22 protein-coding genes and 6 tRNA genes are annotated in these 22191 nt (G+C 59.5%); 12 read left to right on the plus strand and 16 right to left on the minus strand.

Annotated features, from left to right (window positions below; translation table 11 throughout):
• A partial coding sequence (mnmD, locus tag BN1123_RS20780; protein WP_197064461.1) for a tRNA (5-methylaminomethyl-2-thiouridine)(34)-methyltransferase MnmC2 occupies positions 1 to 603 on the minus strand: 603 nt, incomplete at its 3' end.
• 90 nt (positions 604 to 693) lie between these two features.
• Here mnmD and fabB point away from each other — a divergent pair.
• Both fabB and BN1123_RS20785 read left to right on the plus strand, forming a co-directional pair.
• The gene (gene fabB / locus BN1123_RS06815) at positions 694 to 1905 is read left to right on the plus strand and encodes a beta-ketoacyl-ACP synthase I (RefSeq protein WP_026457872.1); all 1212 of its coding nucleotides are present in this window, start codon (positions 694 to 696) and stop codon (positions 1903 to 1905) included.
• Between the two features lie 41 nt (positions 1906 to 1946).
• Positions 1947 to 2102, plus strand: coding sequence for a hypothetical protein (locus BN1123_RS20785; protein ID WP_197064464.1), 156 nt, complete (start codon positions 1947 to 1949; stop codon positions 2100 to 2102).
• A 113-nt stretch (positions 2103 to 2215) separates the two neighbouring features.
• Here the strand turns inward: BN1123_RS20785 and BN1123_RS06820 are convergent, their stop codons facing one another.
• A complete protein-coding gene (locus BN1123_RS06820) occupies positions 2216 to 3901 on the minus strand; it encodes an aspartate:alanine antiporter (protein ID WP_042026458.1) in 1686 nt (561 codons plus the stop codon).
• Between the two features lie 536 nt (positions 3902 to 4437).
• On the opposite strand from BN1123_RS06820, the gene BN1123_RS06825 reads away from it, so the two are divergent.
• Positions 4438 to 4620: a hypothetical protein gene (locus BN1123_RS06825; protein WP_052449247.1), complete on the plus strand. Its 183-nt coding sequence runs from the start codon at positions 4438 to 4440 to the stop codon at positions 4618 to 4620.
• 54 nt (positions 4621 to 4674) lie between these two features.
• On the opposite strand, the gene BN1123_RS06830 is transcribed toward BN1123_RS06825, so the two are convergent.
• A tRNA-Asn gene (locus BN1123_RS06830) sits at positions 4675 to 4750 on the minus strand.
• Positions 4751 to 4883: 133 nt separating this feature from the next.
• Here BN1123_RS06830 and uvrB point away from each other — a divergent pair.
• From uvrB to BN1123_RS06845, 3 genes are all read left to right on the plus strand, one after another.
• Complete coding sequence (gene uvrB, locus BN1123_RS06835; RefSeq protein WP_042026038.1) at positions 4884 to 6896, plus strand: excinuclease ABC subunit UvrB; 2013 nt, start codon at positions 4884 to 4886, stop codon at positions 6894 to 6896.
• The gene (locus BN1123_RS06840) at positions 6893 to 7150 is read left to right on the plus strand and encodes a YkvA family protein (protein ID WP_042026039.1); all 258 of its coding nucleotides are present in this window, start codon (positions 6893 to 6895) and stop codon (positions 7148 to 7150) included. Before uvrB ends, BN1123_RS06840 begins: the two co-directional genes overlap by 4 nt.
• 152 nt (positions 7151 to 7302) lie before the next feature.
• Positions 7303 to 7953, plus strand: coding sequence for a DedA family protein (locus BN1123_RS06845; protein WP_042026040.1), 651 nt, complete (start codon positions 7303 to 7305; stop codon positions 7951 to 7953).
• A gap of 104 nt (positions 7954 to 8057) precedes the next feature.
• On the opposite strand, the gene dsbB is transcribed toward BN1123_RS06845, so the two are convergent.
• Together dsbB and nhaB are read right to left on the minus strand one after the other, a co-directional pair.
• Complete coding sequence (dsbB, locus tag BN1123_RS06850; RefSeq protein ID WP_042026041.1) at positions 8058 to 8579, minus strand: disulfide bond formation protein DsbB; 522 nt, start codon at positions 8577 to 8579, stop codon at positions 8058 to 8060.
• A gap of 99 nt (positions 8580 to 8678) precedes the next feature.
• A complete protein-coding gene (gene nhaB / locus BN1123_RS06855; protein ID WP_042026043.1) occupies positions 8679 to 10259 on the minus strand; it encodes a sodium/proton antiporter NhaB in 1581 nt (526 codons plus the stop codon).
• 332 nt (positions 10260 to 10591) lie between these two features.
• On the opposite strand from nhaB, the gene fadR reads away from it, so the two are divergent.
• The 5 genes from fadR (at position 10592) to BN1123_RS06875 (ending at position 15368) form a co-directional block, all read left to right on the plus strand.
• Positions 10592 to 11305, plus strand: a complete 714-nt coding sequence (gene fadR, locus BN1123_RS06860; protein ID WP_042026044.1) for a fatty acid metabolism transcriptional regulator FadR — start codon at positions 10592 to 10594, stop codon at positions 11303 to 11305.
• A gap of 275 nt (positions 11306 to 11580) precedes the next feature.
• Positions 11581 to 11721: a TIGR02808 family protein gene (locus BN1123_RS20790; RefSeq protein WP_082037484.1), complete on the plus strand. Its 141-nt coding sequence runs from the start codon at positions 11581 to 11583 to the stop codon at positions 11719 to 11721.
• 179 nt (positions 11722 to 11900) lie between these two features.
• Positions 11901 to 12458, plus strand: coding sequence for a YaeQ family protein (locus BN1123_RS06865; protein ID WP_042026046.1), 558 nt, complete (start codon positions 11901 to 11903; stop codon positions 12456 to 12458).
• A gap of 12 nt (positions 12459 to 12470) precedes the next feature.
• A complete protein-coding gene (locus tag BN1123_RS06870) occupies positions 12471 to 13355 on the plus strand; it encodes an AEC family transporter (RefSeq protein ID WP_042026047.1) in 885 nt (294 codons plus the stop codon).
• A 180-nt stretch (positions 13356 to 13535) separates the two neighbouring features.
• Positions 13536 to 15368: a sigma 54-interacting transcriptional regulator gene (locus BN1123_RS06875; protein WP_042026048.1), complete on the plus strand. Its 1833-nt coding sequence runs from the start codon at positions 13536 to 13538 to the stop codon at positions 15366 to 15368.
• A gap of 130 nt (positions 15369 to 15498) precedes the next feature.
• Here BN1123_RS06875 and BN1123_RS06880 read toward each other — a convergent pair.
• The 7 genes from BN1123_RS06880 to BN1123_RS06910 all read right to left on the minus strand — a co-directional run bounded on the left by BN1123_RS06880 (position 15499) and on the right by BN1123_RS06910 (position 17886).
• Positions 15499 to 15575 (minus strand) — tRNA-Val (locus BN1123_RS06880).
• 31 nt (positions 15576 to 15606) lie between these two features.
• A tRNA-Val gene (locus BN1123_RS06885) sits at positions 15607 to 15683 on the minus strand.
• 32 nt (positions 15684 to 15715) lie between these two features.
• Positions 15716 to 15792: transfer RNA gene (locus BN1123_RS06890), tRNA-Val, on the minus strand.
• A gap of 17 nt (positions 15793 to 15809) precedes the next feature.
• A tRNA-Val gene (locus tag BN1123_RS06895) sits at positions 15810 to 15886 on the minus strand.
• A gap of 11 nt (positions 15887 to 15897) precedes the next feature.
• Positions 15898 to 15974: transfer RNA gene (locus tag BN1123_RS06900), tRNA-Val, on the minus strand.
• Positions 15975 to 16145: 171 nt separating this feature from the next.
• Positions 16146 to 17525: an MATE family efflux transporter gene (locus tag BN1123_RS06905; protein WP_042026050.1), complete on the minus strand. Its 1380-nt coding sequence runs from the start codon at positions 17523 to 17525 to the stop codon at positions 16146 to 16148.
• Between the two features lie 154 nt (positions 17526 to 17679).
• Positions 17680 to 17886 carry a YaeP family protein gene (locus BN1123_RS06910; protein WP_026457486.1) on the minus strand — a complete coding sequence of 69 codons (207 nt, stop codon included), beginning with the start codon at positions 17884 to 17886 and terminating at the stop codon, positions 17680 to 17682.
• A 132-nt stretch (positions 17887 to 18018) separates the two neighbouring features.
• On the opposite strand from BN1123_RS06910, the gene BN1123_RS06915 reads away from it, so the two are divergent.
• A complete protein-coding gene (locus tag BN1123_RS06915; RefSeq protein WP_042026051.1) occupies positions 18019 to 18636 on the plus strand; it encodes a riboflavin synthase in 618 nt (205 codons plus the stop codon).
• Between the two features lie 144 nt (positions 18637 to 18780).
• Here BN1123_RS06915 and BN1123_RS06920 read toward each other — a convergent pair whose 3' ends face one another.
• From BN1123_RS06920 to BN1123_RS06935, 4 genes are all read right to left on the minus strand, one after another.
• Entirely contained in the window at positions 18781 to 18984 is a 204-nt protein-coding gene (locus tag BN1123_RS06920) for a CPXCG motif-containing cysteine-rich protein (RefSeq protein WP_026457488.1), read from the minus strand.
• A gap of 241 nt (positions 18985 to 19225) precedes the next feature.
• Positions 19226 to 19885, minus strand: coding sequence for a hexitol phosphatase HxpB (gene hxpB / locus BN1123_RS06925; RefSeq protein ID WP_042026053.1), 660 nt, complete (start codon positions 19883 to 19885; stop codon positions 19226 to 19228).
• A gap of 127 nt (positions 19886 to 20012) precedes the next feature.
• Entirely contained in the window at positions 20013 to 21191 is a 1179-nt protein-coding gene (gene purT, locus BN1123_RS06930) for a formate-dependent phosphoribosylglycinamide formyltransferase (RefSeq protein WP_042026054.1), read from the minus strand.
• Positions 21192 to 21279: 88 nt separating this feature from the next.
• Positions 21280 to 22167 (minus strand): DMT family transporter, encoded by an 888-nt coding sequence (locus tag BN1123_RS06935; protein WP_042026459.1) that lies wholly within the window; start codon positions 22165 to 22167, stop codon positions 21280 to 21282.
• Between the last annotated feature and the right edge of the window lie 24 nt (positions 22168 to 22191).

Raw genomic sequence — 22191 nt, forward strand, 5'->3', positions numbered from 1 at the left:
GCCGTCGAACAGCTCCTGGGTCCACATTTCCGGATTTTTGGCCGGCGAGAAGCCGTCCAGATACCAGGCATCCACCAGACCGTCAGCCTGATGGGGCACCTGCGGCAACATGTCCTTGATATCGCCGAACCAGAGATCGAGACGGATGCGGCCGCTGGCAAAGTGCAGGCGGTGGCAGCCGGATACCGGTAGGGGCCACTGTTTGACGAGATCCTGGCTGAAGTGTGCCAGCTCGGGCCAGGCATCCAGGGCCTTGCGCAGATCGTCCCGGGTCAGGGGGTATTTTTCGAAACTGATGAAGTGAAGACGCAGGGCGTTACCGGATTGGGACGTCTGTTCCAGGAAGGCTTTCATTGTCGCCAGAAAGTTAAGACCTGTACCGAAACCTGTTTCACCGATCACGAAAGTGTCACCATCATGGTGCGAAAATCGCGCTGGCAGCTGATTTTGCTGCAAAAAGACGTAGCGGGTTTCACTTAGACCGTTATCATTGGAAAAGTACACATCCCCGAAGTCACTGGAGACTGGAGTACCCGCCTCGTTCCAGTCCAATCGGGCATGATGTAAGGATGTTTGACTCACGTTTTCCTCGGCTCGCGTCACAAAATCGCGGGCATTCTACGTGAAAGCAGACCAGTTTGGCAGCCGAAAGCGGGTAGACTTGGCGCCAGTTTTTCCAGACGAGATGAATTAATGAGAAGAGCAGTGATCACCGGTATCGGCGTCATCTCCAGTATCGGCAACAACAAGGAAGAAGTGCTGGCCTCCCTGAAAGCAGGCAAATCCGGCATCACCTATTCCGAGCAGTTCGAGCAACACAACCTGCGCAGCCGTGTCTGGGGTAACATCAAACTCGATCCGTCTGAACTGATCGACCGTAAAGTCATGCGTTTCATGGGTGACGCTGCGGCCTATGCCTATCTCTCCATGCAGCAGGCCATCGCAGATGCCGGCCTGCCGGAAGATCAGGTCTCCAACGAGCGCACCGGCATCGTGACCGGCTCCGGCGGCGCCTCCGGCAAGAACACCTCCGAGTCTTGCGACATCGCCCGCGAGAAAGGGGTCAAGCGCGTGGGTCCCTACATGGTGCCGCGCACCATGTCCTCCACCACCTCCGCTTGCCTGGCTACGCCGTTCAAGATCAAGGGTGTCAACTACACCATCAGCTCCGCCTGCGCGACCTCTGCCCACTGCATCGGCCACGCTCTGGAACTGATCCAGCTCGGCAAACAGGACATCGTCTTCGCCGGTGGCGGCGAGGAGCTGGACTGGTCCTCCACCATCCAGTTTGACGCCATGGGCGCGCTGTCTACCAAATACAACGACTCCCCGGAAAAAGCGTCCCGTACCTATGATGCGGATCGCGACGGTTTCGTCATCTCCGGTGGCGGCGGCATCCTGGTGGTCGAGGAGCTGGAACACGCCCTGGCCCGTGGTGCCCACATCTATGCCGAGATCACCGGTTATGGTGCGACCTCCGATGGTTACGACATGGTGGCCCCGAGCGGCGAAGGCGCCGTGCGTTGCATGAAGATGGCGATGCAGAGTGTCGGCAAGGTGGACTATATCAACACCCACGGTACCTCTACCCCGGTCGGTGACACCAAGGAGCTGGAAGCCATCCAGACCCTGTTTGGCAGCAACGCGCCCAAGCTTTCCGCCACCAAGGCGATGACCGGCCATGCGCTGGGTGCCGCCGGTGTGCACGAGGCCGTCTACTCCCTGCTGATGCTGCAACATGGCTTTATCGCCCCCAGCATCAACATCGAGAACCTGGACGAGAAGGCCGAAGGGCTGCCCATCGTGCGCGAGTACGAAGAGGCTGACCTCGACACAGTGATGTCCAACAGCTTCGGCTTTGGCGGTACCAACGCCTCCCTGGTGTTCAGCAAGTTCAAAGCCTGATCATCCGGTTGATATAAAAAAAGCGCCTCAGGGCGCTTTTTTTGTGGCTGCGATTTGTTTGGCTGTTGCAGAGCAAGCAGAGCAAGCAGAGCAAGCAGAGCAAGCAGAGCAAGCAGAGCAAGCAGAGCAAGCAGAGCAAGCAGAGCAAGCAGAGCAAGCAGAGCTTGTCATATGCCGAGCTGGGCGGGGAGTTGTGAGTGGTCCTGCTCAGGCGGCATCACCCCACAGTGCTAAGGGGAGACGATGACAAGAAGGGGACCACTGGCTCCCCTTCTTACGCTAATTGGTTGCAATGACAAGATAAGGGCGGCTAGAACCAGAAGCCGATGATAAAGGAGCCCGCCAGGGTCAGCATCACGTTGGCCACCGCATAGGTGCCGGCGTAGCCGAGCGCCGGAATGGAGCTGTTGGCCGCTTCGTTGACCACATCCATGGCCGGGGCGCAGGTGCGGGCCCCTGTGATTGCGCCGAGCAGCAGCGCCGGGTTCATCTTCAGCACCCAGACCCCGAACAGATAGCCCACCAGCACCGGGAGGGTGGTCACCAGCATGCCGGATAAGAGCACCACGCCACCGACTTCGCTCAGGTGGTCCAGAATGCCGCCACCGGCCTTGAGACCCGTGCTCACCATAAAGACGGCGAGGCCGAGATCCTTGGCCAGACGCAGGGCGCCCGGCGGCACATAGCCGACCGTGGGGTGGTTGGCCCGCAGATAACCCATCAGGATCCCGGCCAGCAGCAGGCCGACGGCGTTGCCGAGGCCAAACTCGATCTGGCCGAACACCAGTGAAACGGAGCCGATCAGCAGGCCGAGGACGAAGAAAGTGGTGAAGGCCACCAGATCCGTGGTCTGACTGTGGATGCTGATAAAGCCGATCTTGTTGGCCAAGAGCTTGACCCGCTGCTTCTCGCCGCTGATCTGCAGCACGTCGCCTTTTTGCAGCATGATGTTGCGATCGAACGGCATCTCGATCTGGGAGCGCACCACCCGGTTGAGGAAGCACCCCTTTTCGGTGAGATTCAGCTCCACCAGATGGCGACCCACCACGGCGTCGTTCTTCACCACTATCTCTTCGGTGACGATTTGGAGATCAAGCAGGTTGCGGTCAAACACCTCCTTGCCGTTGCGGTAGTTGACGTCGAGCTTCTCGTGGCTTTCGGGGTAGCCCACCAGGGCGATCTCGTCCCCTTCCTGGATGACGGCGTCACCGTCGGGACTGGCCAGAATACCGTTGCGGCGGATCCGCTCCACATAGCAACCGGTATGGGGATAGATGCCGGTCTCGCGCAGGGTGCGCCCCCCGATCCAGGCGGCGAGCTCGGGGCCGACCCGGTAGGCGCGAATGATGGGCAGATAGGTCTTGCGATTGTCGCTGTCGGAGAGGCCCCGCTCGCGGGCAATCTTTTGCGCCTCGGTATTGAGGTCGAGGCGTGCCAGCGAGGGGAGATAGCGCACCACCAGCATCAGGCCCACCAGTCCCACCAGATAGGTCAGGGCGTAGCCGATGCCCATGTTGTCGAGCACCGACTGCATGTCGGTCTGGTGAGGGAGGTTGAGCAGGCCGCTGCGTAGGGCATCCTGGGCACCGACCAGCGCCGGGGTCGAGGTGAGCGAGCCCGCCAGGATGCCGGCGGCCATGCCTGGCCCCAGATTGAAGAATTTGGCCAGCCCCACGGTCAGCAGCAGGGCGCTCAGCAAGATCACCAGGGTCAGGGTGATGTAGTGGATGCCGTCGCGCAGGAAGACGCTGAAGAAGTGGGGTCCGGCCTCGATACCCACACAGAAGATGAACAGCATGAAGCCGACGTTTTCGGTGGAGGTGGAGAACTGGAAGCCCATCTGGCCAAACAGCAGGGCGGTGAAGAGCACCCCAATGGTGTTGCCAATCTGGAAGTTGCCGAGGCGCACCTTGCCCAGCAGCAGGCCGAAGGCCAGCACCACGAACAGGAGCAGGGAGTCGCTTTGATGTAGCAGTGTCACGAAATCTATGGTCATGCCCGGAAAAACCGAGGAAAAAAGTGGGGCGGACATTGTGCCGGATCTGTCACCAATAAAGAAGCGCAAGGAACCGATTAATCAACAGTTACGAGGGGCTGTGACGGCTTGCCAGAGAGGGATCGGGAGCGTATCGGTGCAAAGGTGGCGATTTTTGCTGTTCAGACCCGTGTCAATGAGTGAAAAATGCTGACGCAAGGGGGAGCTGGACAGTGAAGAGGATAACTTTAGATTCTGCTGTTGGCCCGCTTTGGAAGGAGCGGTTTCAGCAGATTCAACCGGTAGCGAAACAGGGTGACCTGGGAAGCAAACGACCATCATGTTGGCTGCTCGCCCAGCACTGCTGGGGTAGACAAAAGATATCTGCAAAAAGGAACAAAAGTGTCGTTTGGGCAGGGGAGATAGGGGCATGTACAAAACAGCATAAAATCAGGTTGCCCCTCGGAGCATGGCCCGAAAAGCCGTGATAACGGGTGAACCCGCATCGGGACAGGGTTTGCTGCAGTTACCCACAGAATCTGTGGATAACCCTGTTTATGAATCCTGTTCATCGGCCCGAAAGCCGCGCCAATACTGGGCTGCAAGGGCTGTACAAAAAATACCGCATGAAAAATGTTTACATTAAAATCAAATACTTAGATGCAACAGAAGAAAACTCTGAAGAGCTGTGCGCGGTGAAAAAGGGGATCGTCAGCAGCAAGAAGGATCTTGTGCATTAAAATTGGCAGAAGAGAGCACTAAAGTGGATAACTTGCACCGAGATGGTGAGGAATTGGCTCCCCCGACTGGACTCGAACCAGTGACATACGGATTAACAGTCCGCCGTTCTACCGACTGAACTACGGGGGAACATCAGGCAAGGAGGAGCATCATACAGAAGGTGTCTTCACCGGTCAAGCCACCGACGGCATCATGGTGCGGGTGTACCGGTGCGGATCACTCGGTTACACTGCTCTCTTGCTGTTTCGTGTCGGGAGTCTCCATGAGCAAGTTGTTCAAATTAGCCAGCCAGTTTCAACCCGCCGGGGATCAACCCAAGGCCATTGCCCAGTTGCTCGACGGTATCGAGTCCGGCCTTGCCCATCAGACCTTGCTCGGGGTGACCGGTTCGGGCAAGACCTTCACCATGGCCAATGTCATCGCGACTCTCAACCGCCCGACCATGATCCTGGCTCCCAACAAGACTCTGGCGGCCCAGCTCTACGGCGAGATGAAGGAGTTCTTCCCCGACAATGCGGTGGAGTATTTCGTCTCCTACTACGACTACTACCAGCCCGAGGCCTATGTGCCGACCACCGACACCTTCATCGAGAAGGATGCCTCCATCAACGATCACATCGAGCAGATGCGGCTGTCGGCCACCAAGGCCTTGCTGGAGCGGCGTGACGTGGTGATTGTCGCCTCGGTGTCTGCCATCTATGGTCTGGGAGATCCGCAGGCCTACCTCAGCATGATGCTGCACCTCAAAGTGGGGGATGTGATCAACCAGCGGGACATCCTACGCCGTCTTGCCGAGCTGCAATACACCCGTAACGACATGGCCTTCCAGCGCGGCACTTTCCGGGTAAGGGGGGAGGTGATCGACATCTACCCCGCCGAATCGGACAAGCTGTCCCTGCGAGTGGAGCTGTTTGACGAGGAGGTGGAGCGCCTCTCCCTGTTCGACCCCCTGACCGGCGCCATCGAGCAGACGGTAGTGCGCTACACCATCTACCCCAAGACCCACTACGCCACTCCGCGCGAAACCATCCTCGGTGCCATTGAACATATCAAGGAGGAGCTTAAAAGCCGTCGTGAGCAGCTGTTGTCGCTCAACAAGCTGGTGGAGGAGCAACGGATCAGCCAGCGCACCCAGTTCGACATGGAGATGATGCAGGAGCTGGGCTACTGCTCCGGCATCGAGAACTACAGCCGCTACCTCTCCGGTCGTGCGCCGGGGGAGCCACCGCCCACCCTGTTTGACTACCTGCCGGGGGATGGTCTGCTCATCATCGACGAATCCCACGTCACGGTGCCGCAGATCGGCGCCATGTTCAAAGGGGACAGATCCCGTAAGGAGACCCTGGTGGAGTACGGTTTCCGGCTCCCTTCCGCGCTCGACAACCGCCCCCTCAAGTTCGATGAATTCGAGGCGCTGATGCCGCAGACGGTGTTTGTCTCGGCAACCCCCGGTCCCTACGAGCTGGAGAAATCCGGCGGTGATGTAGTGCAGCAGGTGGTGCGTCCTACCGGTCTGCTCGATCCCGAAGTGGAAGTACGCCCGGTGACCACCCAGGTGGACGACCTGCTCTCCGAGATCCGCCAGCGGGTAGCGGTGGAGGAGCGGGTGCTGGTGACGACGCTCACCAAACGGATGGCCGAAGATCTGACCGAATATCTGGCGGAGCACGGCGTCAAGGTACGTTACCTACACTCGGACATCGACACCGTGGAGCGGGTGGAGATCATTCGCGATCTGCGCCTGGGTACCTTCGATGTGCTGGTGGGGATCAACCTGCTGCGCGAAGGCCTCGACATGCCAGAGGTGTCCCTGGCGGCCATCCTGGACGCGGACAAGGAGGGTTTCCTGCGCTCCACTCGCTCCCTGATCCAGACCATAGGGCGTGCGGCCCGCAACCTCAACGGTAAGGTCATTCTCTACGGGGATACCATCACCAACTCCATGAAGGTGGCCATCGAAGAGACCGAGCGGCGCCGCGCCCTGCAGCACGCCTACAACCTCGAGCACGGCATCACCCCCAAGGGGCTCAACAAGGCCATCGGCGATGTGATGGACATGGGAGGCAGCCGCAGCGCTGGCAAGGGCGGCAAGGGAAGTCGCAAGGCGGCCGAACCGCAAGGGGAGTACCATGCCCGCTCCGCCAGCGAGATCGCCAAGGAGATCAAGCGGATGGAAGAGCAGATGTTCCAGCATGCGCGGGATCTGGAGTTCGAACAGGCGGCGGCACTGCGGGATCAGATCCAGCAACTGCGCAGCGAGCTGATCGAATCATGAGTACTCGACGCTGGCTCATCTGGCGGCGCGTGCGCCGCCTCTATCTCGGTTTTCGCCACCCCGCAACTCCCTTGTGGGCCAGGGGGTTGGTGATCCTCATCCTGCTCTATGGCTTGAGTCCGGTGGATCTGGTGCCGGATCTGGTACCGCTGGTTGGCTGGCTCGACGATGCGACCCTGCTGCTGCTCCTGTTGTGGGGCTGGGAACGCTGCTTGCCGGCCTCGGTACGTGATGGTCTGGAGGAGGGCTCCTGAGGGGCTTGTAACCCGCATCAACGCGGCTTGGGAGCCGAAAACGGTTTTGTCTGGCTTTTTTGCGGAAGGGGAAGAATGAGACCTGTCTCGTGATTGTGACCCTGCATGGGTTGGCGTAGACTCCACGCCGTTCACCTCACGAGTATCAAAAAATGGATCTGATCCTGTTTGCTATCGACTTTATCCTGCACGTCGACGTTCATCTGAAAGAGCTGTTTGAAAACTATGGCATCTGGGTATATGCCATCCTGTTCCTGATCATCTTCGGTGAAACCGGACTGGTGGTCACCCCTTTCCTGCCGGGGGATTCCCTGCTGTTTGCCGCCGGAGCCCTCACCGTCGACAGCGTGCTGGATGTGCATACCCTAGCCGGTGTGCTGACTCTCGCCGCTGTGCTCGGCAATGTGGTCAACTACACCATTGGTCACTTCTTCGGCGAGCAGCTGTTTCGCAAGCCTGATTCGAAAATCTTCAGGCGCGACTATCTGGAGAAAACCCGGGGCTTCTATGCCAAACATGGCGGCAAGACCATCATCATCACTCGTTTCCTGCCGATTGTGCGTACCTTTGCTCCCTTCGTGGCAGGCATGGGGGCCATGACTTATCCGCGCTTCCTGGCATTCAATCTGGTGGGCGGACTGCTGTGGGTGTTGTCGTTTGTCTATGCGGGCCACCTCTTTGGCAACCTGCCGCTGGTGCGTCACAACTTTACCCTGCTGATCTTCGGCATCATAGGCATCTCCCTGCTGCCCATGGTGGTCGGGGTGATCCGCGCGAAAATGAGCCCGGTGCAGGCGAGCTGAGTCGCCTCATCATAGTGCCTGGGCCAGAAAGACAAACAAAATAGGGGAGCCATAAAGGCTCCCCTACTTCTGTGGTACTTGTTCTGGCGTGCAGGCCGGATGCCTCAACTACAGCAGCGACCCTTCACCAGATTGCCGATGGCCACTACGGTAAACACCAGCAGGTAGGCGGCGAAGATGGCCACCAGCCACTGGGGCATGGAGAAGCTCAAGAACTGCCAGGTGATCTCGCCGCAATCCCCATCCGGGAAGAAGAGCCAGGGGATCCATTGATCGAGCGGCGCCCAGCTCGGGAAGTCGGCATAAGGGCTGCAGACGTTGAACGGGGAGGGGTTGACCTGATAGTCGACATGTTGCAGCGCCAGCTGGAGACCGCGAAAAGCGCTGTAACCCCATAGCAGCATGGCGCTCCAGCGCAGGTACCACTTCTCGGGGGCAATCATGCCGAGCAGGCCGGCGCAAAGGACACCCAGTGTCGCAAGCCGTTCGTAGACACACATCACGCAGGGATGCAGTCCAAGTATGTGCTGGAAGAACAGCGCACACAGTTCGAGGAACAGGGCGGAGGCCGCCAGCAGTCCCCAGGCCAGGCGGTTGCTGGCCAAGCGGCGGAGAAACGCGATCATCTCATTGATCTCACAGAAGAAACAGTGGCTGAATTAGAGCAGAGCAGGGGACAAAAGAAAAGGGCCCTGGCGGGCCCTTGTCATTGGAGTACGACAGGATCAGTGTAGCGCCGGGGCGACTACGGCAGCCCCCTGCGGAACAATCAGCCAGCCCTGCTGGTAAAACCACTCGGTCAGGGGCGCCAACACGGTTTCCACTGCGGCGAAACCGACCAGACCCAGCACCAGGGTGTAGGGCAATGCCATCCACACCATGCGGCCATAGGAGAGGCGAAGCAGGGGGGCCAGCGCCGAAGTCAGCATGAACAGGAAAGCAGCCTGACCGTTCGGGGTGGCCACAGATGGCAGGTTGGTGCCCGTGTTGATAGCCACCGCCAGCAGATCGAACTGTTCGCGGCTGATGGCTCCATTGAGCAGGGCCGTTTTCACTTCGTTGATGTAGACGGTGCCGACGAAGACGTTGTCACTGACCATGGAGAGCAGGCCGTTGGCCATATAGAAGAGCGCCAGCTGGTGATCCGGATCTGCCGAGAGCACCCACTGGATCACCGGCTTGAACAGCTCCTGATCGATGATCACGGCCACTATGCTGAAGAAGACGGCGAGCAGGGCGGTGAAGGGGAGCGCCTCTTCAAACGCCTTGCCGAGGGCATGCTCTTCGGTGATGCCGGTCAGGGAAGTGGCCAGCACGATGACGGTGAGACCGATAAGGCCCACGGCCGCCAGGTGGAGCGCCAGACCGACGATCAGCCAGACAGCGATCACCGTCTGGGCGATGAGCTTGGCTCTGTCCTGTTGGCTGCGTTTTGCCTCTTCATAACGGTTGTACTCCTCCATGATCTTGCGCACGTTGACGGGCAGGCGGGTGCCGTAGCCAAACAGGCGGAAGTGCTCGACCAGCACACAGGTGAGCAGACCACAGATGAAGACCGGCAGCGATACCGGCGCCATGCGGATGGCAAATTCGCCGAAGTGCCAGCCGGCCTGTTCGCCGATGATGAGGTTCTGCGGCTCACCCACCAGGGTGCAGACGCCCCCCAGTGCCGTACCGACGGCGGCATGCATCATCAGGCTGCGCAGGAAGGCGCGAAAATCGTCGAGATCCTGGCGGTTGAGTTCAGCCACTTCCTGATCATCGGTATGGTCGTGATGATGACCAAACTCCTTGCCGGAGGAGACCTTGTGATAGATGGCGTAGAAACCGGTGGCCACGCTGATCACCACGGCAATGACCGTCAGGGCGTCGAGGAAAGCGGAGAGGAAGGCAGATACCAGGCAGAAGGAGAGGGAGAGCAGTATCTTGGAGCGCACACCGATCAGCAGCTTGGTAAACACGTAGAGCAGCAACTGTTTCATGAAGTAGATGCCCGCTACCATGAATACCAGCAGCAGCAGTACCTCTATGTTCGCGACCAGCTCATGCTTGACCTGGTCGGCTGATGTCATGCCGATCAGCACGGCCTCGATGGCCAGCAGACCGCCCGGTTGCAGGGGATAACACTTGAGGGCCATGGCCAGGGTGAAGATGAACTCGACAACCAGCAACCAGCCTGCCATGAAGGGGTCGAAATGGAAGGCGATGGGGTTGATGATCAGAAACAGCAGGATGGCTTGTTTATACCACTGTGGCGCATTGCCCAAGAAGTTCTTGGCAAATGCCTGCCCTAGGCTTATTGGCATGATGATGGGTCTCAGGGTTGTTGTTAGGATCTGCGTCTATGCAGTCAAGGGTACTTGACCTGTACGTCCGGATGTTGGCCCGTATCTATATAATTACACGTGATTTTAATCAAAAAGCGGAACGATTATATACAAAGGTTGGGCCAAGATCTTGGAAGTGATGGTTTTATCACCACATAACCAGCGCTGACTGGCACCGCTATCGATTTTTAACACAAATTAATAACATTTTCTTTGCCATATGTGAGCAGAGGACTGACCTTCTGCTTGCCAGCCTTCCTTGCTTTGATATGATTCGTGGGCCTTTTTACGTATTACAACAGAGTCATTTCATGGTCATAAAAGCGCAGAGCCCTGCAGGGTTTGCCGAGGAATACATCATCGAGTCCATCTGGAACAATCGCTTTCCTCCCGGATCCATTCTGCCTGCAGAGCGTGAATTGTCCGAGCTGATCGGGGTGACACGCACAACCCTGCGGGAAGTGTTGCAGCGTCTGGCCCGTGACGGCTGGTTGACCATACAGCATGGCAAACCGACCAAGGTAAACAACTTCTGGGAAACCTCCGGCCTCAATATTCTGGAGACCCTGGCCCGTCTGGATCAGGACAAGGTGCCGGATCTGGTCGCCCAGTTGCTGTCGGCACGCACCAACATCTGCACCATCTTCATCCGTGGTGCCATCCGTAACAATCCGGAGCAAGCCGCCGAGATCCTGCGCGGCGCCGCCGAAGTGGAGAACACGGCCGAGGCTTATGCCGAGTTCGACTACCGTCTCCATCACCAGCTGTCGTTTGCCTCCGGCAATCCCATCTATGCCCTGATCCTCAACGGATTCAAGGGGCTGTATAGCCGGGTAGGGCGTTACTACTTCTCCGACAAGCAGGCGCGCGAAACTGCGGACACCTATTACAAGACCTTGCTAAACCTGGCCGAGACCCACGATCACGAAGCAGTCTTCATGACGGTTCGCCAGTACGGCATCGAATCCGGCAAGCTCTGGACGCGCCTGCGTCAGGACATGCCGATCGACCTGTGTGACAACTGAGTCGCCTTGTCAGCCTCTCAAGAACGCGCCTTTGGCGCGTTTTTTTATGCCCTTTTCCGGTTTCCGTCTTCTTGTCAGGGTTGTCAATGGCAACTAATCCCTTGAGTTGAAAGGAAATACACCCTAAAAATTGATCTGGCGCAAATATACCCCGCATTTATTACTTTGGTGGCATAGGACTCAGCAACGGGTTAGGGTCAAATAGACTTATCAAGAGCGGAGATATTATCCGCCGAAAAAGGAACACGCATTTCACAGGACGAAAGGACCACATTATGAGTCTGCTTGAACACACTATCTGGACCGTATTGGGATATGGGGTCATGCCCTTTATCTTCCTGAGTGGGTTTGTAGCCGTGGCAGTCACCTGCTGTGTGCTGCTCAACGCCTTCGGGGTCGAGTCCGCCGAGAAGTGAGTCGCTTCTGCAATGCCGCCAAATGCCAGTCTTCGGACTGGCATTTGTTTTTTCAGCGCCTTTTGAAGCCGGTGTGGCCAAATCTTTGATTTCTGTGGTCGAACCCTGTCGCCAATTTGATTACACTGGCGCCCGTATCTCCATTCACGTGTCTCTTACCCAGGTTTTCAAGGTTTTTTATGGCTCTCAAGGCAACCGTATTCAAGGCCCAGATCAGCTTGTCTGACATGGATCGCAATCTGTATCAGGACTTCTCCCTCACCCTGGCGCGCCACCCTTCCGAAACGGACGAGCGGATGATGATCCGGCTGGCGGCGTTTGCCTGGCATGCCGCAGAGCGACTGGAATTTACCAAGGGGCTGAGCGCCGACGATGAACCCGAACTCTGGGAAAAGAACTACTCGGACGAGATTGAGCTCTGGATTGAACTGGGACAGCCCGACGAGAAGCGCCTCAAGAAGGCCTGCAACCGGTCGCGCCAGGTCGTGCTCTATCTCTACGGCGGGCGTGGCACCAGCGTCTGGTGGAAGCAAAACCAGGGCAAGCTGAGCCTGCATGACAACCTGAGCATCATCGAACTTGCGGAGAGCCAGACCCTGGCGCTCACTGCCATGGTGGAGCGTACCATGCAGCTCACCTGTACCATCTCCGACGGCCAGCTCTGGATCAGCAATGGTGCCCTGGAAGTGACCCTGGATCCGCTGCTGCTGATGGGCAAGCCGGCCCGCGAACTGTAACGGAATCCGCCCGTGTTCAGCGCCCTGCTCAATATCGTCATTCCCGTGTTCGGTGTGATCGGGCTCGGCGCCCTCTATGGCAGGCTGCGACCGGGCGGGGCGCTTGGCTATGTCAACCTGGCCAACATAGAGTTGTTTACTCCGGCGCTGGTCTTCTCGGCACTGGTCAAGTACCCGCTGGCGCTGGGGGACAATTTGCCGCTGATTGGGGCTGGGGCCCTGGTGATCCTGCTGCCCGGGCTGTTGCTCGCTCTACTCAGGCTCGACGGCGTCGAGCGGGCGGCCCTCATTTTGCCCGCCATGTTTCGCAACACCGGGAATTTGGGTATCCCCCTGATGGTGCTGGCCTTTGGCGAACAGCAGTTGGGGGCCATCGTCATCCTCTTTGTGCTCTCCAACCTGCTTCACTTCTCGGTCGGCATGTTTATCCTGTCGGCCAATACCTCCCGCTGGCTCTGGCTGCGCAGCCCCGTGCTATGGGCGGCTCTGGCTGGCTTGCTGGTGGCCAACCTGCAGATCCCGCTGCCTGAATATCTGGTGACGACGGTGTCGATGCTCGGCCAGATCTCGGTGCCGCTGATGTTGTTTGCCCTCGGGATCCGCCTGATGGAGGGGGAGCTGGATCACTTGGGGCTGGCCCTGCGCTGCAACCTGCTCTATCTGCTGGCCGGAGCCCTGTCGCTCTTGCTCGCCATCTGGCTGTTACCCCTCAAAGCTGAATGGATCCCGCTGCTGATGCTGTCGGTCTCCCTGCCCCCAGCGGTGCTCAATTACATGCTGTGCGAGCAGTACCGCTGCCAGCCGGAGAAGGTGGCCAGTATCGTGCTGGGGGGCAATCTGCTCTCCTTGCTGGTGATCCCGCTTTCGGTTTGGCTGGCGCTGCACTTGCCATCATAAGCAGAATACAATTCTGATAATTCACCATTTTGTCGATTTTATGGCTGTTTTTTAGGCGCAAGTTCGGCCCCTTCATTTTACTTTTCGTGATCCCCTCCCAAGTTGTGTCCGTTGAAATCCCTTAGTATCTGGCCAGCATGACTCCCTTTAGGGGGAGCTAATTAAAAAAGGGAGCAATGGATGCGCGTCGTGAATACCCCCTGTCTGCTGATGCAGATCCAGCCAACCATCTTGCGCTTTGCCAAGATGCTGGCCAGCGTGCTGCAACTGGAAGTCGAGATTGTCGACGACAATCTGGTGCGGGTGGCCGGAACCGGCCCCTATGGCAAATTCTTCGGTCGCCAGCTGGAGGGCGACTCCAGGCTGCTGCGCTACGTGATTGAAAACCAGCGGGAAAAGATCGTCACCCATACCAGCGACGACCCCGTGTGTGATGGCTGCAGCTGCAAGGAGAGTTGCCGGGAGCGGGCATTTCTCGGCATCCCCATCATGGTGGAGGAGCGCTGCATCGGGGTGATCAGCCTGGTGGCTTTCAACCCCGAACAGCAGGAGCGGCTCAGCAACAATCTGCAGGATGTGTGCGACTACGTGCGCCACATCTCCGCCATCTTTGTGGCCAAGCTGTTCGACTCCCATGGCCTGTCGGACGGGGTCAACAAGGTGTTTCTCGATCTGATGGCCAACATGGATCAGGGCTGTCTGCTGCTCGATGACAAGAGTCAGGTGCGCTATGCCAACGAGGTGGCGCTCAAGCAGCTTGGCTGCAAGCAGGAACAGTTGCTGGGGCGCGAGCTCGGCATTCGGCCGCTCACCTTCGCCCAGCACGGGCGAAACGGCCATCTGCAGCACATTATCACCCTGGAGGATCGCCAGGAGCTGATCATCGGTCAGTTGCACCATGTGCAGGGGCAGCAGCTGTTCCTGATGGCGTTTCATCAGTCCCACTCCGGCCAGGTGCGCGAGCCGGATGCCGATCACTGTATCGAGCAGCTGATCGGTGAGAGCAAGCCGGTGCGCACCCTCAAGCGGCTGCTGCACCGGATCGCTCAAAGCCCCTCCAGTGTGCTGATCTGCGGTGAGAGCGGGACCGGCAAGGAGGTGGTGGCGCGCGCCGTGCATCGGCTCAGTCCGCGTAATGGCAAGCCCTTTATCGCCATCAACTGTGCCGCCATCCCCGAACAGCTGCTGGAGAGCGAATTGTTTGGCTATGTGAAGGGGTCCTTTACCGGTGCCGCCAGCGGGGGCAAGCAGGGGCTCATCCAGGCAGCACATCAGGGCACCCTGTTTCTCGACGAGATAGGGGACATGCCCCTCACTATGCAGGCCAAGCTGCTGCGGGTGCTGGAGCTGCGAGAGGTGACTCCCATCGGGGCCAGCCGCCCGGTGCCGGTGGATATCCGCATCATCGCCGCCACCCACCAGCATCTCGATCAATACATCGCCGAAGGCAAATTTCGCGAGGATCTCTACTACCGGATCAACGTGATCCCGCTCAATCTGCCGCCACTGCGGGAGCGGGAAGGGGATGTGGAGCTGCTGACCCACTATTTTCTCAACCTGCACACCAGCCGGATCGGTATTGTCTACCCGGGTTTGACCCCCGAGGTGATGGCCCTGCTCAAGGGCTATCGCTGGCCGGGCAACGTGCGTGAATTGAGCAACCTGATGGAGTATCTGGTCAACGTCACCCAGCCGGGGGAGGTGATCGATGCCACCCTGCTGCCCCCCAACATCATCCGTAACCAGCTGGGGTCGCTCCCGGCCGAAGAGGGGCATATCCCCGTCACCGTGGTGAGCCCGTCCGCCAGCCTGCTGATGCCGGCGAGCGTGGATGCTGCATCAGTGGCTGCCCCGCAGCCTGCGGAGAATGGTCTTGAAAATATGGAGAAGCAGATGATCGAGGAGACCCTGCTGCGTCTTGGCAACAAGAAGCTGGCCGCCCAGGCCTTGGGGATAGGGATTGCCACCCTGTATCGCAAGATAAAGAAGTACGAGATCACCGTGCAGGCCTGATGGTTAGGCACGGTGCAACGAGCCCGCGTCATGACATGGATGGCGCGGGCTTTTTCTTGGGTACACGAATGACGCAATGGAAGGGCAGGGAATGCAAAAAGCCCGCTCGATGAGCGGGCTTTTCAGAAAATGGTGCGTCCTAGTGGATTCGAACCACCGACCCCCACCATGTCAAGGTGGTGCTCTAACCAGCTGAGCTAAGGACGCAGAGTGCGCAAGGCGACTTTTTGCAGGGGAGTGGTGGGTTTAATTGGATTCGAACCAACGACCCCTACCATGTCAAGGTAGTGCTCTAACCAACTGAGCTATAAACCCACATCTGAGTCTGCAAATTTTTCAAACTGTTATGGTGCGTCCTAGTGGATTCGAACCACCGACCCCCACCATGTCAAGGTGATGCTCTAACCAGCTGAGCTAAGGACGCATAACAGTGTTTCATGATGGTGCGTCCTAGTGGATTCGAACCACCGACCCCCACCATGTCAAGGTGGTGCTCTAACCAGCTGAGCTAAGGACGCATCATGAAAAGTGGTGGGTTTAATTGGATTCGAACCAACGACCCCTACCATGTCAAGGTAGTGCTCTAACCAACTGAGCTATAAACCCACTTTGCGAACCGGGTCAGGAACCCGTTTCACCACACCAGCACTGCTGGCGTGGTCGGCATACTACCCATGCCCCCCAAGGCTGTCAACAGGCCGCACTCACAAAGGAGACTGTTTGCCCAGTTCTTGCGCAGCCTGTTGATTTTGCAGGCGAGTTTCGCCTTATCTTCCCTTATTGGGCCCGGGACAGGCTGGTGCAGGCCTCCGGAGTGGCAAAGCGCCCGTAGATGTAACGCAGCCTGGTTCCCAGCATCAGGGCTGCGCTGGTGAGGCCGACAATAAAGCCAATCCAGAAACCCTGCGGCCCCATCTTGGGCATCACCCAGTCGGTCAGCCCTAGGATCATGCCGGTGGGCAGCCCAAGTCCCCAGTAGGCGACGATGGTGACGTAGAAGATGGCCTTGGTGTCTTTGTAACCGCGCAGCGCGGCGGCGGCCACCACCTGCACCGAATCGGAGACCTGATAGATGGCGGCGAAGAACAGTAAGGTGGCCGCCAGGGTGATCACCTGCAGATCCTCGGTGTAGATGCCGGCAATGGGTTCGCGCAGCAGTACGGTAAGGGCGGCTGTCGCAGCGGCCACGCTCATGCCCAGCATCAGACCAGTGCGGGCGGCGACCCTGGCGTGTTCCGGCAGGCCTTCTCCTATGCTGTGACCGACCCGAATGGTGACACCAACGCCAATCGACAATGGCAGCATGAAGACCAGGCTGGAGAAATTCAGGGCGATCTGGTGACTTGCCACTATCTCGGCCCCGAAGGGTGCCAGCATCAGGGCCACCACGGTGAACAGGGTCACTTCGCAGAAGATGGCCATGGCGATGGGGAATCCAAGCCGGAACAGGCGCCAGATCCGGCTGCCATTGGGAGCGCACAACTGGGAGAAGAGGCGGATTTCGGCAAAGTGGCGGGAGAGCTTCACATAGAGGATCATCGCCAGCAGCATGGCCCACAGCACGATGGCGGTGGCGACGCCGCAGCCGACCCCGCCGAGGGCCGGCATGCCCAGATGACCGTAAATGAAGACGTAGTTGGCGGGAATATTGACCGCCAGCCCGACGAAGCCGATCACCATGGTCGGCATGGTGTGGGAGAGCCCCTCGCTGAAGTTGCGCAGCACCTGGAACATCACGAAGGCGGGCAGACCCCAGAGGATGGCGTGCAGGTAACCTGTGGTCTTGGCCGCCATCACGGGATCCACGTCCATGAACTGCAGCGCCAGCGGGCTGAAGTAGAGTGCCACCATGGCGACGGGGGTTACCATCAGGGCCAGCCAGAAGCCCTGATGCACCGCCGGGCGCACCTCGTCCCGTTTGCGGGCCCCGTTGAGCTGGGAGACGATGGGGGTGAGCGCCATGATGATCCCCTGTACCAGCAGGATGATCGGCAACCAGAAGCTGGAGGCAACCGAGACGGCCGCGAGATCCACGGCGCTGACCTGTCCCGCCATGACGGTATCGACAAAGTTCATGGCGATCTGGGCCACCTGGGCGACCAGAATGGGGCTGGCTAGACGAACGAGTTGCTTCGCCTCGGACCAATAACGTTGCACTGACACCTCCGGGTGGATCAGAAATAAAAGGGAAAGAACGGGTATCGGAAAGGGCCCCTGCATACCAGGACGCGGCATGCAGAGGGAAAGAGGGTCATTCTAGCCTGAAATCGGGCGTCGGAGAAACGTTTGGCGCTCCGGCTTGACGGGCAGATCAGGCGTCTTCGTGATCGCTGATCAACAGGTTGGCGGCAGCATAGGCGGCTTGCTCACGCAGCTCGGCCGGTACCCGCTCATCGGAGGCGACGGCGTCGAGGGCCCGGATGGCGGCGGCGATGGCCTTGGGCACATAACCCTGTTCGCCGGAACCTATCTGGTTGTAGGCGATGCGGATAGCCTCACAGCATTGATATACCTGCATAAATTTTCCTTGTTGAGCCTGGGATGAATGGCCGCCACTATAGCGAGCCCGGGCCGCCTTGTCAGCCGGTGCGCTTGTCTGGCGACCAACACGAGGTTACCCTGCCATTTTTGTTGTAGCAGGAGACGAGACATGTTCACCGGCATAGTGCAGGGGACCGCCGAACTGGTGGCCATCGACGCCCAGCCCAACTTTCGCACCCATGTGATCCGCATGCCAGACCCGGCCTGGGGGGAAGGGCTGGCGCTGGGGGCATCCGTGGCCCACAACGGCTGCTGCCTCACCGTCACCCGGGTGGAGAGGGAACTGGTCAGCTTCGATCTGATGCAGGAGACCCTGCGCTTGACCAATCTTGGCGCCTTGCAGGTAGGGGACAAAGTCAACGTGGAGCGGGCAGCCCGCTTCGGCGACGAGATCGGTGGTCATGCCATGTCCGGCCACATCATGGGCATGGCGGAGGTCACCTCGGTGATCGACACCCCCAACAACCGCCAGGTGTGGTATCGCCTTGATCCCGCGCTCATGAAATACGTGTTGACCAAGGGCTATATCGGCATCGACGGCATCAGCCTGACCGTGGGCGAGGTGAGGGGCAACGAGTTCTGTGTGCACCTCATCCCCGAGACCCTGGCCCGCACCAACCTCGGCTGGGTCAAGGCGGGCTGGCGCACCAATATCGAGATCGATCCCCAGACCCAGGCCATCGTCGATACGGTGGAACGGGTGCTGGCGGCCCGTGAAGGCCAGTGAAGAGCGTGTTGCCACAGCAATGAAGAAGGGCCTGCATGATGCAGGCCCTTCTTGTTGGTGTTCATTTCTGACAAATCTTGGCGGACAGGGCCTGCGCCGCGCCGTCGGTTGATACAACGGCAGCGTCCTTGACGTCACAGCCAATCAGAACAGCTGTTCGTCGTCGGCATCCACAAACAGTTGCAGGCAGTTGCGCGCCTCATCCCGGTGCAGCCGCAGATGGATGGGGTTGCAGCAGGCCATGCAATCTTCATAGAACTCCTGATCCCCCTGGCTGGCATCCAGCTCGACCCGGGTGTGATGACCACAGTGGGGGCAGACGATGCGCTTGCTGGTGTACTCGATCATGATGACCTCCTCGGGCCCGTGGGCCGCCTCTTCTTGAGTTGATTCTAGCCCTCCGGGAGGGCGTTGACCGCGAGCAAGCGCACGTTTATGACAGGGATCAAACACAGGTGAGGGGTCTGCTCAGCAGAGGCGAAAGAGAGGGGAAGTCTGGTCAGTTAAGGCCCCTTCTTTGGAAGCGAAGGGGCGGGAAAAAGCGCTTTGCGAGCGTATGCCACTTAATTGGCCAGCGCCCCTTTGTGACTTATTTGACCCAGCGGGCCAGCATGTCGGCATCCAGCTCGGTGAGAGAGCGCAACTGATGGTCGGCAATGGCCAGACGCGGATCGCCCACTAAAGCCGGATCCGGCACGATCAGCGCCTTCATGGAGGCCGCCTTGGCCGCCAGCAGACCGGTGAAGCTGTCTTCGATGGCGAGACAGTGCACCGGCTCCACCCCCAATTTCTCGGCGGCGTGGATATAGACATCCGGGTGCGGCTTGCCAAAACGCTCCACCTCGGCGGAGTGGACCGCCAGGAAGCGATCGCGGATACCGAGCTTGCCGAGCACAGCCTCTACCATGGCAAAGGGCGAGGAGGTGGCAAGACCCACTTTAAGTCCTTGCGCCTCGATAATATCGAGCGCTGCCAGCACGCCGGCCTTGGCCTGGCCTTCGCTCAGGATCAGGGCGTTGACCCTGTCCAGGATGCGCTGTACCACCTCTTCCTGGCTGGGGCCGCTCCAGGGACGCAACCGATACCAGTGGGCCACCAGCTGATCGATGCGCACGCCTATGGTCGATTCGCAATCCTCGACCGAGTGGGGATGGCCCAGCTCGGAGAAGACGGCCATCTGGGCCCGTTGCCAAAAGGGTTCCGAGTCGATCAGAACACCATCCATATCGAAGATCACGGCAGCTAACATCTTGTACTCCAGACAAAGGTGAAGGGGGGATTATAAGGCGGACTCGCAAATGAAAAAGGGGCATTGCCATGCCCCTTGCGCTGGATCATGTCGGCAAACGTTTGATTTCGTGTGCCAAAAAGTGGGCTTAGAACAGCACCTTTACCCCGGCCGCGACCGCTTTGGCTTTTTCTACCGCTTGGTCGCACTCTTCGGCACGCGCCAGCGCCACGCCGAGCCGGCGGCGACCGGCGATCTCCGGTTTGCCAAAGAGACGCAGCTGGGCACCCGGCACCAGAGCCAGCGCCTCGCCAATCCCCTGATAGCGGATGTCCTGGCTGTGACCTTCGCGCAGCACCACGGCGGAGGCGCTCGGCCCGTACTGGGTGATGGTGCCGATGGGCAGCCCCAGAATGGCGCGCACGTGCAGGGCGAACTCGGAGAGATCCTGGGAGATGAGGGTCACCATGCCGGTGTCGTGGGGGCGCGGCGAGACCTCGCTGAACCACACCTCGTCACCCTTGATGAAGAGCTCGACCCCGAACAGGCCGTAGCCGCCCAGCGCCTCGACCACCTTGGCTGCTACCTCCTTGGAGCGGGCCAGAGCCAGTTCGCTCATGGCTTGCGGCTGCCAGGATTCGCGGTAGTCGCCATCTTCCTGGCGATGGCCGATGGGTTCGCAGAAGTGGATGCCGTCCACCGCGCGTACCGTGAGCAGGGTGATCTCGTACTCGAAGGGGACGAAGCCCTCGACGATCACCTTGCCGCGACCGGCGCGACCGCCCTCCTGGGCATAGGTCCAGCTCTCCTCCAGCCTGGCGAGATCGCGCAGCACGCTCTGGCCCTTGCCAGACGAACTCATCACGGGCTTGATCACGCAGGGCAGACCGATGGCATGCACCGCGGCGTCAAACTCTTCCCGGCTCTGGGCAAAGCGGTAGGGGGAGGTGGGCAGACCCAACTCTTCGGCGGCGAGCCGGCGGATCCCCTCCCGGTTCATGGTGAGCTGGGTGGCGCGGGCGTTCGGCACCACCTTGACCCCTTCCTGCTCAAGCACTGCCAGGGTATCGGTAGCGATGGCCTCGATCTCGGGGATGATGAGGTCGGGCTTTATCTCGGCGACCAGCTCTCGCAGGGCGGCGCCATCCAGCATGTCCAGCACGCGGGCATGGTGGGCTACCTGCATGGCGGGGGCATTGGCATAACGGTCGGCGGCGATCACTTCGATCCCGAACCGCTGCAACTCGATGGCGACTTCCTTGCCCAGTTCGCCGGAGCCCAGCAGCAGGGCACGGGTGGCGCCGGGGCGGGTTGCGGTTCCAAACATACGATCTCTCCTGATGTCGATGGTCACATTGTTGCGGCCACTATTGGCGACCAATAGCGGACAAAAAAAGAGGCACGCATGGCGTACCTCAGGAAACGGATTTGCTGGCGCGCTGCTCCAGATGAGTCAGCAGCGTGACGGCACCAATGATGATGGCGGCGCCGAGCCACAGTCGGCCCGGAGGGGCCCAGCCAAATACCAGCCAGCCTGCCAGCACGTTCATGGGCAGCTTGGCAAAGTCGAAGGGCTGCACGAAGGAGGCCTCCGCCACGCTATAGGCGCGGGCGATGGACATCTGGGCCAGCGCCGACAGCACTCCGGCCAGGGCGACCAGTTGCCATTGATCGGCCGTGGGCCATTGCCATTCCGGCAGAGCCAGCATGGCATTGAAGGGGGTGCTGAAGATAAGCAGGTAGACCACTATGGTATGGGACGACTCGCTCGCCGCCTGATAGCGCACCAGCAGGGAGTAACCGGCCCAGAACAGGGCGGCGGCCACTGGCAGCAGGGAGGCACAGCTGAAATCGTCGGTCCAGGGGGCCAGGATCACCATGGCCCCGGCAAACCCCGCCAGGGTCGCCAGAATGCGGGCCCGGCTCACCTGCTCCTTGAGCAGCAGGGCCGACCCCAGGGTGGCAAACAGGGGAGAGGTCATCAGCAGCGCTATGCCCTGCCAGATGGGGACGGGCACGGCCAGCGCCCACAGCCAGAACTGGATGCCGATCACCGCCAGGGCGACACGCAACAGGTGCAGCCGGAACTGGTTGGTCATCAGGGACTGGCGCAAGCCGTGGCGAACCAGCCAGGGCAGCAGGCAGATCAGGGCGATCAGATACTGGTGAAAGGCGACCTGGGTGGAGGCAAGGCCGAGTTTGAAGCTGACATACTGGCTCAGGCTGTTGACGGCGGCGAAACAGAGGCCAGCCACCATCATCCAGACTGCACCGGCAATGGGAGAGTGCCGTGAGGGTGCCATGGGGTCCGGGTCACTGAAAAAAGT

The sequence above is a fragment of the Aeromonas enteropelogenes genome (assembly GCF_000819845.1).
In the GTDB taxonomy this organism is placed as follows: Bacteria; Pseudomonadota; Gammaproteobacteria; order Enterobacterales; family Aeromonadaceae; genus Aeromonas; species Aeromonas enteropelogenes.

Bases quoted from the DNA above. Each gene is read 5' to 3' on its own strand.
- fabB (WP_026457872.1), top strand. From the start codon at position 694: ATGAGAAGAGCAGTGATCACCGGTATCGGCGTCATCTCCAGTATCGGC.
- BN1123_RS06820 (WP_042026458.1), bottom strand. From the start codon at position 3,901: ATGACCATAGATTTCGTGACACTGCTACATCAAAGCGACTCCCTGCTC.
- BN1123_RS06825 (WP_052449247.1), top strand. From the start codon at position 4,438: ATGAATCCTGTTCATCGGCCCGAAAGCCGCGCCAATACTGGGCTGCAA.
- uvrB (WP_042026038.1), top strand. From the start codon at position 4,884: ATGAGCAAGTTGTTCAAATTAGCCAGCCAGTTTCAACCCGCCGGGGAT.
- BN1123_RS06840 (WP_042026039.1), top strand. From the start codon at position 6,893: ATGAGTACTCGACGCTGGCTCATCTGGCGGCGCGTGCGCCGCCTCTAT.
- BN1123_RS06845 (WP_042026040.1), top strand. From the start codon at position 7,303: ATGGATCTGATCCTGTTTGCTATCGACTTTATCCTGCACGTCGACGTT.
- dsbB (WP_042026041.1), bottom strand. From the start codon at position 8,579: ATGATCGCGTTTCTCCGCCGCTTGGCCAGCAACCGCCTGGCCTGGGGA.
- nhaB (WP_042026043.1), bottom strand. From the start codon at position 10,259: ATGCCAATAAGCCTAGGGCAGGCATTTGCCAAGAACTTCTTGGGCAAT.
- fadR (WP_042026044.1), top strand. From the start codon at position 10,592: ATGGTCATAAAAGCGCAGAGCCCTGCAGGGTTTGCCGAGGAATACATC.
- BN1123_RS20790 (WP_082037484.1), top strand. From the start codon at position 11,581: ATGAGTCTGCTTGAACACACTATCTGGACCGTATTGGGATATGGGGTC.
- BN1123_RS06865 (WP_042026046.1), top strand. From the start codon at position 11,901: ATGGCTCTCAAGGCAACCGTATTCAAGGCCCAGATCAGCTTGTCTGAC.
- BN1123_RS06875 (WP_042026048.1), top strand. From the start codon at position 13,536: ATGCGCGTCGTGAATACCCCCTGTCTGCTGATGCAGATCCAGCCAACC.
- BN1123_RS06910 (WP_026457486.1), bottom strand. From the start codon at position 17,886: ATGCAGGTATATCAATGCTGTGAGGCTATCCGCATCGCCTACAACCAG.
- BN1123_RS06915 (WP_042026051.1), top strand. From the start codon at position 18,019: ATGTTCACCGGCATAGTGCAGGGGACCGCCGAACTGGTGGCCATCGAC.
- BN1123_RS06920 (WP_026457488.1), bottom strand. From the start codon at position 18,984: ATGATCGAGTACACCAGCAAGCGCATCGTCTGCCCCCACTGTGGTCAT.
- hxpB (WP_042026053.1), bottom strand. From the start codon at position 19,885: ATGTTAGCTGCCGTGATCTTCGATATGGATGGTGTTCTGATCGACTCG.
- purT (WP_042026054.1), bottom strand. From the start codon at position 21,191: ATGTTTGGAACCGCAACCCGCCCCGGCGCCACCCGTGCCCTGCTGCTG.
- BN1123_RS06935 (WP_042026459.1), bottom strand. From the start codon at position 22,167: ATGGCACCCTCACGGCACTCTCCCATTGCCGGTGCAGTCTGGATGATG.